13 protein-coding genes are annotated in these 13,196 nt (G+C 62.1%); 10 read left to right on the top strand and 3 right to left on the bottom strand.

Annotated elements, in window-relative coordinates; all coding sequences use genetic code 11:
- Positions 1 to 214: 214 nt before the first annotated feature.
- Positions 215 to 1,429 carry a transporter associated domain-containing protein gene (locus JYG36_RS21860; protein WP_213602246.1) on the bottom strand — a complete coding sequence of 405 codons (1,215 nt, stop codon included), beginning with the start codon at positions 1,427 to 1,429 and terminating at the stop codon, positions 215 to 217.
- Between the two features lie 13 nt (positions 1,430 to 1,442).
- Positions 1,443 to 2,255, bottom strand: a complete 813-nt coding sequence (locus tag JYG36_RS21855) for a cytochrome C assembly family protein (RefSeq protein WP_045196549.1) — start codon at positions 2,253 to 2,255, stop codon at positions 1,443 to 1,445.
- Positions 2,256 to 2,451: 196 nt separating this feature from the next.
- Here JYG36_RS21855 and ffh point away from each other — a divergent pair, with 196 nt between their 5' ends.
- The 6 genes from ffh to JYG36_RS21825 all read left to right on the top strand — a co-directional run bounded on the left by ffh (position 2,452) and on the right by JYG36_RS21825 (position 6,513).
- Positions 2,452 to 3,828, top strand: coding sequence for a signal recognition particle protein (gene ffh, locus JYG36_RS21850; protein ID WP_038996825.1), 1,377 nt, complete (start codon positions 2,452 to 2,454; stop codon positions 3,826 to 3,828).
- A 238-nt stretch (positions 3,829 to 4,066) separates the two neighbouring features.
- Positions 4,067 to 4,318 (top strand): 30S ribosomal protein S16, encoded by a 252-nt coding sequence (gene rpsP, locus JYG36_RS21845; RefSeq protein WP_028942918.1) that lies wholly within the window; start codon positions 4,067 to 4,069, stop codon positions 4,316 to 4,318.
- A gap of 5 nt (positions 4,319 to 4,323) precedes the next feature.
- A complete protein-coding gene (gene rimM, locus JYG36_RS21840) occupies positions 4,324 to 4,860 on the top strand; it encodes a ribosome maturation factor RimM (protein WP_093386845.1) in 537 nt (178 codons plus the stop codon).
- Positions 4,861 to 4,863: 3 nt separating this feature from the next.
- The gene (trmD, locus tag JYG36_RS21835) at positions 4,864 to 5,616 is read left to right on the top strand and encodes a tRNA (guanosine(37)-N1)-methyltransferase TrmD (protein WP_045196554.1); all 753 of its coding nucleotides are present in this window, start codon (positions 4,864 to 4,866) and stop codon (positions 5,614 to 5,616) included.
- A 43-nt stretch (positions 5,617 to 5,659) separates the two neighbouring features.
- Positions 5,660 to 6,010: a 50S ribosomal protein L19 gene (gene rplS, locus JYG36_RS21830; RefSeq protein ID WP_038996821.1), complete on the top strand. Its 351-nt coding sequence runs from the start codon at positions 5,660 to 5,662 to the stop codon at positions 6,008 to 6,010.
- Positions 6,011 to 6,105: 95 nt separating this feature from the next.
- Complete coding sequence (locus JYG36_RS21825; protein ID WP_045196557.1) at positions 6,106 to 6,513, top strand: acyl-CoA thioesterase; 408 nt, start codon at positions 6,106 to 6,108, stop codon at positions 6,511 to 6,513.
- A gap of 74 nt (positions 6,514 to 6,587) precedes the next feature.
- Here JYG36_RS21825 and JYG36_RS21820 read toward each other — a convergent pair whose 3' ends face one another.
- Positions 6,588 to 8,384 carry a cation:proton antiporter gene (locus JYG36_RS21820; protein WP_093386840.1) on the bottom strand — a complete coding sequence of 599 codons (1,797 nt, stop codon included), beginning with the start codon at positions 8,382 to 8,384 and terminating at the stop codon, positions 6,588 to 6,590.
- A gap of 76 nt (positions 8,385 to 8,460) precedes the next feature.
- Between JYG36_RS21820 and xerD the strand changes: the two genes are divergently transcribed.
- The 4 genes from xerD (at position 8,461) to thrC (ending at position 13,135) form a co-directional block, all read left to right on the top strand.
- A complete protein-coding gene (gene xerD, locus JYG36_RS21815) occupies positions 8,461 to 9,357 on the top strand; it encodes a site-specific tyrosine recombinase XerD (protein ID WP_213602245.1) in 897 nt (298 codons plus the stop codon).
- A gap of 150 nt (positions 9,358 to 9,507) precedes the next feature.
- Positions 9,508 to 10,236: a bifunctional protein-disulfide isomerase/oxidoreductase DsbC gene (dsbC, locus tag JYG36_RS21810; RefSeq protein ID WP_045193700.1), complete on the top strand. Its 729-nt coding sequence runs from the start codon at positions 9,508 to 9,510 to the stop codon at positions 10,234 to 10,236.
- A 79-nt stretch (positions 10,237 to 10,315) separates the two neighbouring features.
- Positions 10,316 to 11,620, top strand: coding sequence for a homoserine dehydrogenase (locus JYG36_RS21805; RefSeq protein ID WP_093386830.1), 1,305 nt, complete (start codon positions 10,316 to 10,318; stop codon positions 11,618 to 11,620).
- Positions 11,621 to 11,725: 105 nt separating this feature from the next.
- Positions 11,726 to 13,135, top strand: a complete 1,410-nt coding sequence (gene thrC, locus JYG36_RS21800; protein WP_045193698.1) for a threonine synthase — start codon at positions 11,726 to 11,728, stop codon at positions 13,133 to 13,135.
- The last annotated feature ends 61 nt before the right edge of the window (positions 13,136 to 13,196 follow it).

Raw genomic sequence — 13,196 nt, 5'->3', positions numbered from 1 at the left:
GAACAGGCAGGCACGGGCGTGCGCCGAAGCGAATTGTTATGGTCGCGTGACGAAACATACGCCCGTTGGGGATGGGGGCGGGCGCGGGCAAGGCTCGGGGTGTGAGCCAGTACCGCTGGTGCGCGCAATGTTCAGTCAGGCTGACTGGCCGTGTGACGCCGGTGCGGGTAGCGGGCGAGACGGCTGGGGCTGGGTAAGCGTGTGGCCAGTATAGCTAGCGCTTGAGCGTCCAGACCAGTATGCGGCTGGCACAATTGTCCTCGGTTTCGAGGATTTCCAGGCGATAACGGCCGATTTTCAGGCACACGGCGCTTGCCGGGATGCTTTCCAGGGCTTCGGTGACCAGGCCGTTGAGGGTCTTCGGCCCGTCGCTGGGCAGGTGCCAGCCCAGGGTGCGGTTGAGCTCGCGGATCGACACGTTGCCTTCGATGACAAAGCGCCCGTCGGCCTGGGGGTGGATATGCGGGTTGTCGAGGCTGTGTTCGTCTTCGAACTCGCCGACGATTTCTTCGAGGATGTCTTCCAGGGTGACGATGCCCAGTACTTCACCGTACTCGTCGACCACCACGCCCAGGCGCCGCTGCTGTTTGTGGAAATTCAGCAATTGCAGCTGCAACGGGGTGCTTTCCGGCACGAAATAGGGTTCGTAGCAGGCCGCCTGCAGAGTTTCGCGGGTCAGTTCGGCCTTGGGCAGCAGGTGGCTGATCAGCTTGGTATTGAGGATCGCCTCCACCTGGTTGATGTCGCTGTGGTAGACCGGCAGGCGGGTGTGGCGGCTGATGATCAACTGCTCGATGATTGCCTCGATCGGCTCGTCGAGGTTGATGCCGTCGACATCGTTGCGCGGCACGAGGATGTCGTTGACAGTGATTTTGTCCAGCGCCAGCAGGCTTTCCGGCAGGTTCAGGCGCTGGTCGGCATCCGGCTCGTCGGCGGCGTAGCTGTCGCTGTCGTCGTTGTCGTGCAGCGCTACCGCATGGCTTTGCACCCGGAACGGGCGTAGCAGCACCCGCGCACAGCCATCGAGCAGCCAGGCTACCGGCTGCAGCAGTTTGAGCGGCACTTTGAGCAAGCTGTTGCCCAGGCCGATGAAAGCCTGCGGGTTGCGCCTGGCCAGCTGTCGCGGCAGGTATTCGGCAACGATCAAAAGCACGGCGGCGGCGCCCAGGCCGGCCAGCCAGAAACCGTGCTCGCCGCTGTAGCGCTGGCCCAACAGGCAGGCCAGGGCCAATACCAGCAGCTTGCCCAGGGTCGAGCACAGCACCAGGGCCTGAGGGGTTACGGCAAGTTCGGGGTGCTCGCCGGTCTGCGGGTTGCGCCGGCCACCGTTGAGTTGCTGCTGGGCGGCGTCCACTGCGGTGAACAGCGCCGACCACAGCAGTGCCAGTGCCAATACGCCGAGTAGCGGTCCTAACGGCAGAGCGTCCATTTACCTGTGCCCGTCAGATATGCAGGATGAATTCGCGTACCAGCTTGCTGCCGAAATAGGCCAGCATCAGCAGGCAGAAGCCGGCCAGGGTCCAGCGGATCGCCTTGTGCCCGCGCCAGCCGAGGCGGGTGCGGCCCCACAGCAATACGCTGAAGACGATCCAGGCCAGGCACGCCAGCAGGGTTTTATGCACCAGGTGCTGGGCGAACAGGTTGTCGAGGAACAGCCAGCCGGACAGCAGTGACAGCGACAGCAGGCCCCAGCCGGCCCAGAGGAAGCCGAACAGCAGGCTTTCCATGGTTTGCAGCGGCGGGAAGTTCTTGATCAGCCCGGAGGGGTGCTTGTGCTTGAGCTGGTGATCCTGCAACAGCAGCAGCAGGGACTGCACCACGGCGATGGTGAACATGCCATAGGCCAGGATCGACAGCAGGATATGCGCGAGGATGCCCGGCTCTTCGTTGATCAGCGGCACCGTGCCCGACGGCGCGAACTGGGCGATCAGCGCCGTGGCCATGCCCAGCGGGAACAGCAACAGCAGCAGGTTCTCCACCGGTATGCGCAGGCAGGCCAGCAGGGTCAGGGCGATCACCGCGGTGGCGATCAGGCTGGCGGCGCTAAAGAAGTCCAGGCTCAGGCCCAGGGGCGTGAGCAGTTGCCAGAACAGCGCAGTGCCCTGGGCAATGACCGCCAGCGCGCCAAGCAGGCCGAGCAGGCGTTTGTCGGCCTTGGTGCCCTGGGCCAGGCGTGAGCCTTGATAGAAGGTCGCGGCGGCATACAGGCAGGCGGCGATGAGATTGGGTAGCAAGCTGGGTGACAAGGGGAGCATAAGTCCTGTTAGGCAAGCCCGAAAGGGACTGAGTTTGGCATAGATCGCGCCCGCCTAGGAAGACTGCCAGCCGACGGCATGGTGTGCGCTGGGCCAAGTCTTCGTTATAATCGCCGGCCTGCCCCTGCCCAAGGCCGGCCGAATACGCCAGAGGCAGCTGATAAACCTCGGTTCTACAGAGCCCGAAAGGATCACCATGTTTGAAAACCTGACCGACCGTCTGTCACAGACGCTGCGCCATGTCACCGGCAAGGCCAAGCTGACCGAAGACAACATCAAAGACACCCTGCGTGAAGTGCGCATGGCGTTGCTCGAGGCTGACGTCGCCCTGCCGGTGGTCAAGGATTTCGTCAACAAGGTCAAGGAGCGTGCGGTCGGCACCGAGGTGTCGCGCAGCCTGACCCCGGGCCAGGCGTTCGTGAAGATCGTCCAGGCCGAGCTTGAAGGCCTGATGGGCGCCGCCAACGAAGACCTGGCGCTCAACGCCGCACCGCCTGCGGTAGTGCTGATGGCCGGTCTGCAGGGCGCGGGCAAGACTACCACCGCCGGCAAGCTGGCGCGCTTCCTCAAAGAGCGCAAGAAAAAGACCGTGATGGTGGTCTCGGCCGACGTCTACCGTCCGGCGGCGATCAAGCAGCTGGAAACCCTGGCGGGCGACATCGGCGTGACCTTCTTCCCGTCGGATATCAGCCAGAAGCCGGTGGCCATCGCTGAGGCGGCGATCCGCGAAGCCAAGCTCAAGTTCATCGACGTGGTCATCGTCGACACCGCCGGCCGTCTGCACATCGACGCCGAAATGATGACCGAGATCAAGGATCTGCACGCTGCGGTCAAGCCGATCGAGACGCTGTTCGTGGTCGACGCCATGACCGGCCAGGACGCCGCCAATACGGCCAAGGCGTTCGGCGATGCGCTGCCGCTGACCGGGGTGATCCTCACCAAGGTCGACGGTGACGCCCGTGGCGGTGCCGCGCTGTCGGTGCGCGCCATTACCGGCAAGCCGATCAAGTTCATCGGTATGGGCGAGAAGAGCGACGCGCTCGAGCCGTTCCACCCCGACCGTATCGCTTCGCGCATCCTGGGCATGGGCGACGTGCTCAGCCTGATCGAGCAGGCCGAACAGACCCTCGACAAGGACAAGGCCGACAAACTGGCCAAGAAGCTGAAGAAGGGCAAGGGCTTCGACCTCGAAGACTTCCGCGACCAGCTGCAACAAATGAAGAACATGGGTGGCCTGGGCGGCCTGATGGACAAGCTGCCGAGCATCGGCGGCGTCAACCTGGCCCAGATGGGCAGCGCCCAGGGCGCCGCCGAGAAGCAGTTCAAGCAGATGGAAGCGATCATCAACTCGATGACCCCGGCCGAGCGCCGCGACCCTGAGCTGATCAGCGGTTCGCGCAAACGCCGTATCGCCCTTGGTTCCGGCACCCAGGTGCAGGACATCGGCCGTCTGATCAAGCAGCACAAGCAGATGCAGAAGATGATGAAGAAGTTTTCTGCCAAAGGCGGCATGGCCAAGATGATGCGCGGCCTGGGTGGCATGATGCCCGGCGGCGGCATGCCCAAACTGTAACCCTATTCGCATCGGCGGCCTGGAAACGGGCCGACGATCGGACTCCCGCCCCGGCGGGAACAACGCAGCCTTTATATAGAGGCTGTACGAAGCGCAGATCTGCAGGCTGTCCTTTTTACCTGGCGTAAAAAGGCATTTGCAAAAGTCCGTGTATTCCTTGAGAATATGCGGCCTTTCGGGCACCCGTGTGCCCGCTGTGCATTATGATTTGCAGCACCGACTACAGGAACGATGTTCAATGCTAACCATCCGTCTTGCCCGTGGTGGCTCTAAAAAGCGCCCATTCTACACCCTGACCGTGACCGACTCGCGTAACCCGGTTACCGGTTCGCACATCGAGCAGGTTGGTTTCTTCAACCCTATCGCTCGTGGCCAGGAAGTTCGCCTGTCCGTTAAACAAGACCGCGTTGCTCACTGGCTGAGCGTTGGCGCACAGCCATCCGAGCGCGTTGCAAAACTGCTGAAAGATGCTGCTAAGGCTGCTGCCTGAATAGTATGAGCGCGACGCCAGAAAAAGCTGATGACCTGATCGTCGTTGGCAAGATTTTTTCGGTTCACGGCGTTCGCGGCGAGGTAAAGGTCTTTTCCTTTACCGATCCGATTGAAAACCTGTTGGATTACCGTAACTGGACGCTTCGGCACGAAGGGAAGGTAAAACAGGTCGAGCTGGTCAGTGGCCGTTCCACTCAAAAGGACCTGGTCGCCAAGCTCAAAGGCCTCGACGATCGTGATGAAGCCCGTCTTCTGAGCGGTTATGAGATTTGTATCTCGCGTAGCCTTTTGCCCAACCTGTCTGCCGACGAGTACTACTGGTACCAGTTGGTGGGTCTGAAAGTCATCAATCAGGACGAACAGCTGTTCGGCACGATTGATCACCTGTTGGAGACCGGCGCGAACGATGTAATGGTGGTCAAGCCCTGCGCGGGCAGCCTGGATGATCGAGAACGCCTGTTGCCCTATACCGAGCAATGCGTGTTGAAGATCGACCTGGTTGCAGGCGAAATGAGGGTCGAATGGGACGCGGACTTCTAAGCAATGGCCAGCCTGCGCGTAGACGTCATCACGCTGTTCCCCGAGATGTTCTCGGCCATCAGTGAGTACGGCATTACCAGCCGTGCGGTGAAACAGGGGTTGTTGCAACTGACCTGCTGGAACCCGCGGGACTACACCACAGATCGTCACCATACGGTAGATGATCGGCCGTTTGGCGGTGGTCCGGGCATGGTGATGAAGATCAAGCCTCTGGAAGACGCCCTGGTGAATGCCAGGCAGGCAACCGGAGAGGCGGCAAAGGTGATTTACCTGAGCCCACAAGGCCGCAAGCTGACTCAGTCGGCGGTCAAAGACCTGGCGAAGCACGAATCGTTGATTCTGATAGCCGGTCGATATGAAGGCATCGACGAGCGCTTTATTGAAGCTCATGTCGATGAAGAGTGGTCGATTGGAGACTATGTCCTGTCTGGCGGCGAGCTGCCGGCGATGGTCCTGATCGATGCGGTTACACGACTGCTGCCTGGAGCTTTAGGGCATGCGGACTCGGCGCAGGAAGATTCCTTCACCGATGGTCTGCTTGATTGCCCGCACTACACCCGACCTGAGGTGTATGCGGATCAGCGTGTTCCCGACGTGTTGCTTAGTGGCAACCATGCACACATCCGGCGATGGCGTTTACAGCAGTCCCTTGGGCGGACCTATGAACGACGCGTCGATCTTCTGGAAAGTCGCTCACTTTCTGGAGAAGAGAAGAAGCTGCTGGCGGAATACCTCCGTGAGCGGGACGATAGTTAACGTATCGATGGTAAATCCAGCTGATTTACCTTAGGAGCACAGCATGACCAACAAAATCATTCTTGCACTCGAAGCAGAGCAGATGACCAAAGAGATCCCGACCTTTGCCCCGGGCGACACCATCGTCGTTCAGGTGAAAGTGAAGGAAGGCGATCGTTCGCGTCTGCAGGCTTTCGAAGGCGTTGTCATCGCCAAGCGTAACCGTGGTGTGAACAGTGCTTTCACTGTTCGCAAGATCTCCAACGGTGTTGGCGTTGAGCGTACTTTCCAGACCTACAGCCCGCAAATCGACAGCCTGGCCGTGAAACGTCGTGGTGACGTGCGTAAAGCCAAGCTGTACTACCTGCGCGACCTGTCCGGTAAAGCCGCTCGCATCAAGGAAAAACTGTCCTGAGGACAGCTTGACCGGTGGCTACGGCCACCATGCGAAAAAAGCAGCCTTCGGGCTGCTTTTTTGTTGTCTGAAATTTGTCGTCCAATGTGAAGCCCATGACCTCCAGAGAGCAGGAAATCGAGCGCCGCACCGAACTGTCGGTGACCCGCGTGACCAAGGCGGTATTCCCGTCCACCACCAACCACCACAACACCCTGTTCGGCGGCACCGCGCTGGCCTGGATGGACGAAGTCTCGTTCATTGCTGCCACGCGTTTCTGCCGCTTGCCGCTGGTAACGGTGTCGACCGACCGTATCGACTTCAAGCACCCGATTGCCGCCGGCTCCATCGTCGAGCTGGTCGGGCGGGTGGCGACAGTGGGTAACACCAGCCTCAAGGTCGAGGTTGAAGTGTTTGTCGAAAGCATGAGCTGCGACAGTCGCGAAAAGGCCATCCATGGCCTGTTCAGCTTTGTCGCCATCGATGAAGACAAGCGCCCGGTGCCGGTGCTGCCCGGGTTCTGACCATCCTGTAGGAGCGGGCTTGCCCCGCGATAATGTGTAGACTTCACCGGCCTTATCGCGGGGCAAGCCCGCTCCTACTGCGGCTGAATCAACGCCACCAGTGTCCACCCAGGCCCGGGCTTGAGCAGGCTGTCGGGCCCGAACACATGCACCCAGCCACTGCCATCGCGGGCAAACAACGGGTTGGCCCGCTCGCCATGCAGCGCCTGGTAGTCCGCCCAGCCGAATGCCTCGGTCAGGTGCGTGCTGTACAGCTCGGCGCCATTGTTCAGTAATCCGGCCAACTGCCCGTAGGTCAGCGGCTGGCTTCCCAGTGTCTGCCCGCGGTGCTCATCGCTGGCGCGGTGCTTGTCGCTGCGCTTGGCCTCAAGGCCACTGGCCAGGACAAACAGCCGCTGCGGGCCAAAGTCGTGGCGAAAGCGCGTGCAGGCCAGGGTGTTGAGCTCACCTGCCGGTGACAACCCGAGCAAATGCCCCAGGCCTACCAGGTCCAGGTGGGCATCGGCATGCTGCGAGGCGGGGTGGCCGAAGTAGGTTGGCAAGCCATCCATGCGTGCCGCGCGGATGTTCTCCCAGCTGGAATCGGCCAGCAGCACCCGGCAATCGAGCTGTTGCAAAGCCTTGGCCACAGCGCGGGCCGGCGGGTTGGCGCCGACGATCAAAAAACCGCTGGGGGCAGGTTCGGCAACCTTGAGCAGGCGTGCCAAGGGCCGCGAAGTGGCGCTCTGCAGCACCACGGTGCCGATGATCACCGCGAAGGTCAATGGCACCAGCAGCAGTGCGCCTTCATGCCCGGCTTCATCCAGGCGGATGGCAAAGATCGCCGACACCGCGGCGGCAACGATGCCGCGCGGGGCGATCCAGGCCAGCAGGGCGCGTTCGCGCCAGTTCAATTGCGAGCCGAAGGTCGACAGCGCGACGTTAAGCGGCCGGGCCACGAACTGAATGATCAGCAGCAGGGCCAGCACCGCCGGGCCCAGGCCGATCAGGGCATTGAGGTCCAGGCGCGCGGCCAGGAGGATGAACAGCCCGGAGATCAGCAGCACGCTGAGGTTCTCCTTGAAGTGCAAAATCTGTCGGACATCCACGCCCTTCATGTTGGCCAGCCACATGCCCATGAGGGTGACCGCCAGCAGGCCCGACTCATGCATCACCTGGTTGGCACCAATGAAAATCCCCAGCACCGCCGCCAGCGACGCCAGGTTGTGCAAATACTCCGGCAGCCATTGGTGACGCATCACCTGGCCGAGCAGCCAGCCGCCGGCCACGCCGAACGCGCTGCCGCAGACAATCACCCCGGCAAAGGTCACCAGGCTGTGGCTCAGGCCGTCGCCGGCGGCGCTGGCGATGATGAAGCTGTAGACCACCACCGCCAGCAGCGCGCCGATCGGGTCGATAACGATGCCTTCCCAGCGCAGGATGTTGGCGATCGTTGCCTTGGGCCGTACCACCCGCAGCATCGGCACGATCACCGTCGGCCCGGTCACCAGGGTCAGGGTGCCGAACAAGGTTGCCAGCAGCCAGTCGAAGCCCAGCAGCCAGTGGGTGGCCAGGGTGATTACCAGCCAGGTCGACAGCGCGCCGAGGGTGACCATGCGCTGCACCACGCTGCCGATGTCTTTCCATTGCGACAGGTGCAGGGTCAGGCTGCCTTCGAACAGGATCAGCGCCACCGCCAGCGACACCAGCGGCATCAGCAATGGGCCGAACAGTTCCTGCGGGTCGAGCCAGCCGAGCAACGGGCCGGCGAGGATGCCGCTGAGCAGCAGGAAAAGGATCGCCGGCAGCTTCAGGCGCCAGGCCAGCCATTGGCAGCACAGCGCTGCCAGACCTATCCCGCCAAATGCCAGCAATATCTGTTGTTCGTTCATTCGGGCTCCCTATGCCGGCAGTGTTATGGAAGACTAGCGGCAATTCGTCGTTTTCGTCGCTTGCCGCAGAGTTGTCATGCCCGCTATTGAACATCCGCTTATCGATCAGTTCCTGGACGCCCTGTGGCTGGAGAAGGGCCTGGCCGACAACACCCGCGATTCCTACCGCAGCGACCTGGCGCTGTTCAACGGCTGGCTCACGGAGCAGGGCGTCGAGCTGCCCGATGCCGGGCGCGAACTGATCCTCGATCACCTGGCCTGGCGCCTGGAGCAGGGCTACAAGCCACGCTCGACCGCGCGTTTTCTCTCCGGGGTGCGAGGCTTCTATCGCTACCTGTTGCGGGAAAAACTGATCGGCATTGACCCGACCCTGCAGGTGGAAATGCCGCAACTGGGGCGGCCATTGCCCAAATCCCTGTCGGAAGCCGACGTCGAAGCCTTGCTGCAGGCACCGGACCTGAGCGAGCCGATCGGCCAGCGCGACCGCGCCATGCTTGAAGTGCTGTATGCCTGTGGCTTGCGTGTCACCGAACTGGTCAGCCTGAGCCTCGATCAGGTCAACCTGCGCCAGGGCGTGCTGCGGGTGATGGGCAAGGGCAGCAAGGAGCGCCTGGTGCCCATGGGTGAAGAGGCGGTGGTGTGGATTGAGCGCTACCTGCGTGACGGCCGTAACGAACTGCTCGGCGGGCGTCCCAGCGATGTATTGTTCCCCAGCCTGCGCGGCGAGCAGATGACCCGCCAGACCTTCTGGCACCGAATCAAACACCAGGCGCTGGTGGCCGGTATCGACAAGAGCCTGTCGCCGCACACCCTGCGCCATGCCTTCGCCACTCACCTGCTCAACCACGGCGCCGACTTGCGCGTGGTGCAGATGCTGCTCGGCCACAGCGACCTGTCGACCACCCAGATCTACACCCATGTGGCCCGCGCGCGGCTGCAGGAACTGCATGCCCGGCATCACCCGCGCGGCTGAGCGCTGATCGAACATTGCGTGCATCGCCCGCAGTCGGTCTGTGCTGGCATCTGTGGTAGGCTTGTGCGGTTTGCATCAAGGGCCGTGTAATCGCCGTGGTTTAAGCACGTGCGTCCAGCTTACGGCCCCCGTCCGCCCTCAGGAGTTCCCATGCGCGTGACCCAGATTTTCGCCGCCGCCGCCCTGGCGCTGGTCAGCACCTTTGCCGCTGCCGCCGACAACGCCGAGCAGGCGATCCGCAAGACCCTGCAGTCCCTGGAACTGGGCGTGCCGGTCGATAGCGTTGCCAGCAGCCCGCTCAACGGCCTGTATGAAGTCAAGCTTGAAGGCGGCCGCGTGCTGTACGCCAGCGCGGATGGCCAGTTCGTCATGCAGGGCTACCTGTTCCAGATCCAGGACGGCAAGCCGGTCAACCTGACCGAGAAGACCGAACGGCAGGCCATCGCCAAGACCATCAATGCCATTCCAGCGGCCGAGATGGTGGTTTATCCTGCCAAGGGCGAAACCAAGTCGCACATCACCGTGTTTACCGACACCACCTGCCCGTACTGCCACAAGCTGCACGCCGAAGTGCCTGAGCTCAACCGTCGCGGTATCGAAGTGCGCTACGTCGCCTTCCCGCGTCAGGGCCTGGGTTCGCCGGGTGACGAGCAGTTGCAGGCGGTCTGGTGCTCGAGCGACCGCAAGGCGGCGCTGGACAAGATGATCGACGGCAAGGAAATCAAGGCCGCCAAGTGCGCCAACCCGGTCGGCAAGCAGTTCGCCCTGGGCCAGTCGATCGGCGTCAACGGCACGCCGGCCATCGTCCTGGAAAACGGCCAGGTGATTCCGGGCTACCAGCCGGCGCCGCAAGTGGCCAAGCTGGCCCTGGCCAAGTAATTCAATCGCAAGCCGTTGCCTTGGGGTGACGGCAGTTTCACGATCGGCTGCCAGCCGGTCGTTTCATGGGGAGTTCACAGTGAAACCGGTCAAAGTAGGCATCTGTGGGTTGGGGACCGTCGGTGGCGGTACCTTCAATGTACTTCAGCGTAACGCCGAGGAGATCGCCCGCCGTGCCGGGCGTGGTATTGAAGTGGCACAGATTGCCATGCGTTCGCCAAACCCGAATTGCCAGATTACCGGTACCCCCATTACCGCTGATGTGTTCGAGGTCGCAACGAACCCGGAAATCGACATTGTCATCGAGCTGATCGGCGGCTACACCATTGCCCGCGAGCTGGTGCTCAAGGCCATCGACAACGGCAAGCACGTGGTCACCGCCAACAAGGCGCTGATTGCCGTGCACGGCAACGAGATCTTCGCCAAGGCCCGTGAGAAGGGCGTTATCGTCGCCTTCGAAGCGGCTGTGGCCGGTGGCATCCCGGTGATCAAGGCGATCCGTGAGGGCCTGTCGGCCAACCGTATCAACTGGGTGGCCGGGATCATCAACGGTACCGGCAACTTCATCCTCACCGAAATGCGTGAAAAAGGCCGTGCGTTCCCCGACGTGCTGGCCGAAGCCCAGGCCCTGGGTTACGCCGAAGCCGACCCGACCTTCGACGTCGAAGGCATCGATGCCGCGCACAAGCTGACCATCCTGGCGTCCATTGCCTTTGGTATCCCGCTGCAGTTCGACAAGGCCTACACCGAAGGCATCACTCAGCTGACCACCGCTGACGTCAACTACGCCGAAGCGCTGGGTTATCGCATCAAGCACCTGGGCGTGGCCCGCAGCACTGCCAACGGTATCGAGCTGCGTGTGCACCCGACGCTGATCCCGGCCGACCGCCTGATCGCCAACGTCAACGGCGTGATGAACGCCGTGATGGTCAACGGTGATGCTGCCGGTTCGACCCTGTTCTACGGTGCTGGCGCCGGCATGGAGCCTACCGCTTCGTCGGTGATTGCCGACCTGGTCGATGTGGTTCGCGCCATGACTTCTGATCCGGAGAACCGCGTACCGCACCTGGCCTTCCAGCCCGACTCGCTGTCGGCCCACCCGATCCTGCCGATCGAAGCCTGCGAAAGCGCCTACTACCTGCGCATCCAGGCCAAGGATCACCCGGGCGTGCTGGCCCAGGTGGCGAGCATCCTTTCCGAGCGCGGCATCAATATCGAATCGATCATGCAGAAGGAAGTCGAGGAACAGGACGGCCTGGTGCCCATGATCCTGCTCACTCACCGAGTGATCGAGCAACGCATGAACGACGCCATCACCGCCCTGGAAGCCTTGCAGGATGTGGTCGGCAACGTCGTGCGTATCCGCGTCGAACAACTCAACTGACAACTGCGGCAAGCGGCAAGCGGCAGGCGGCAAGATCACAGCGGGACTGCGGTGACTTGCAGCTTGAAGCTTGAAGCTTGAAGCTCAAACCGAAGGTTTGCAAAAATGCGCTACATCAGTACCCGCGGCCAGGCACCGGCCCTGAACTTTGAAGACGTGCTGCTGGCCGGTCTTGCCAGCGACGGCGGCCTGTACGTGCCGGAAAACCTGCCGCGTTTCACCCAGGAAGAAATCGCTTCCTGGGCCGGCCTGCCCTACCACGAGCTGGCCTTCCGGGTGATGCGCCCGTTCGTCACCGGCAGCATCGCCGATGCCGATTTCAAGAAGATTCTCGAAGAAACCTACGGCGAGTTCGCCCATGCCGCGGTTGCACCGCTGCGTCAGCTGAACAGCAACGAATGGGTGCTGGAGCTGTTCCATGGCCCAACCCTGGCGTTCAAGGACTTCGCCCTGCAACTGCTCGGCCGCCTGCTTGATCATGTGCTGGCCAAGCGTGGCGAGCGCGTGGTGATCATCGGCGCCACCAGTGGTGATACCGGTTCCGCCGCCATCGAAGGCTGCCGCCGTTGCGACAACGTCGATATCTTCATCCTCCACCCGCACCAGCGCGTGTCGGAAGTTCAGCGCCGGCAGATGACCACCATCTTCGGCGAGAACATCCACAACATCGCCATCGAAGGCAACTTCGACGACTGCCAGGAAATGGTCAAGGCCAGCTTCGCTGACCAGGGCTTCCTCAAGGGCACCCGCCTGGTGGCAGTGAACTCGATCAACTGGGCGCGGATCATGGCCCAGATCGTTTACTACTTCCATGCAGCCCTGCAGTTGGGCGGCCCGGCGCGTTCGGTGGCGTTCTCGGTTCCGACCGGCAACTTCGGCGACATCTTCGCCGGCTACCTGGCGCGCAACATGGGCCTGCCGATCAGCCAACTGATCGTCGCCACCAACCGCAACGACATCCTGCACCGCTTCATGAGCGGCAACCAGTACGTCAAGGAAACCTTGCACGCAACCCTGTCGCCGTCCATGGACATCATGGTTTCGTCGAACTTCGAACGCCTGCTGTTCGACCTGCACGGTCGCAATGGCGCGGCTATCGCCGGGCTGATGGACAACTTCAAGCAGGGCGGCGGTTTCAGCGTCGAACAGGATCGCTGGACCGAAGCGCGCAAGCTGTTCGATTCGTTGGCGGTCGATGATGCGCAAACCTGCGAAACCATCGCCGACGTCTTTGCCCAGACCGGTGAGGTGCTCGACCCGCACACCGCGATCGGCGTCAAGGCCGCACGCGAGTGCCGCCGCAGCCTGGACACGCCGATGGTGGTGCTGGGCACTGCGCACCCGGTCAAGTTCCCGGAAGCGGTGGAGAAGGCCGGTGTCGGCAAGGCTCTGGAACTGCCGGCGCACCTGACTGACCTGTTCGCCCGCGAAGAGAAGTGCACGGTACTGGCCAATGACCTGAAAGCCGTTCAGGCTTTCGTCAGCCAGCACGGTAATCGCGGCAAACCGCTCTGATCGACTGATCGGCACAACAAAGCCCGTCTCTGACGGGCTTTTTTATTTCTACACTGGCAAT

Source organism: Pseudomonas sp. SORT22, assembly GCF_018417635.1.
In the GTDB taxonomy this organism is placed as follows: Bacteria; Pseudomonadota; Gammaproteobacteria; order Pseudomonadales; family Pseudomonadaceae; genus Aquipseudomonas.
Note: the sequence above shows the minus strand (reverse complement) of the source record. Positions and strands in the feature narration are given on the sequence as shown.

Excerpts from the sequence above, each read along its gene's own strand:
- JYG36_RS21860 (WP_213602246.1), bottom strand. The coding sequence starts at position 1,429 with ATGGACGCTCTGCCGTTAGGACCGCTACTCGGCGTATTGGCACTGGCA.
- JYG36_RS21855 (WP_045196549.1), bottom strand. The coding sequence starts at position 2,255 with ATGCTCCCCTTGTCACCCAGCTTGCTACCCAATCTCATCGCCGCCTGC.
- ffh (WP_038996825.1), top strand. The coding sequence starts at position 2,452 with ATGTTTGAAAACCTGACCGACCGTCTGTCACAGACGCTGCGCCATGTC.
- rpsP (WP_028942918.1), top strand. The coding sequence starts at position 4,067 with ATGCTAACCATCCGTCTTGCCCGTGGTGGCTCTAAAAAGCGCCCATTC.
- rimM (WP_093386845.1), top strand. The coding sequence starts at position 4,324 with ATGAGCGCGACGCCAGAAAAAGCTGATGACCTGATCGTCGTTGGCAAG.
- trmD (WP_045196554.1), top strand. The coding sequence starts at position 4,864 with ATGGCCAGCCTGCGCGTAGACGTCATCACGCTGTTCCCCGAGATGTTC.
- rplS (WP_038996821.1), top strand. The coding sequence starts at position 5,660 with ATGACCAACAAAATCATTCTTGCACTCGAAGCAGAGCAGATGACCAAA.
- JYG36_RS21825 (WP_045196557.1), top strand. The coding sequence starts at position 6,106 with ATGACCTCCAGAGAGCAGGAAATCGAGCGCCGCACCGAACTGTCGGTG.
- JYG36_RS21820 (WP_093386840.1), bottom strand. The coding sequence starts at position 8,384 with ATGAACGAACAACAGATATTGCTGGCATTTGGCGGGATAGGTCTGGCA.
- xerD (WP_213602245.1), top strand. The coding sequence starts at position 8,461 with ATGCCCGCTATTGAACATCCGCTTATCGATCAGTTCCTGGACGCCCTG.
- dsbC (WP_045193700.1), top strand. The coding sequence starts at position 9,508 with ATGCGCGTGACCCAGATTTTCGCCGCCGCCGCCCTGGCGCTGGTCAGC.
- thrC (WP_045193698.1), top strand. The coding sequence starts at position 11,726 with ATGCGCTACATCAGTACCCGCGGCCAGGCACCGGCCCTGAACTTTGAA.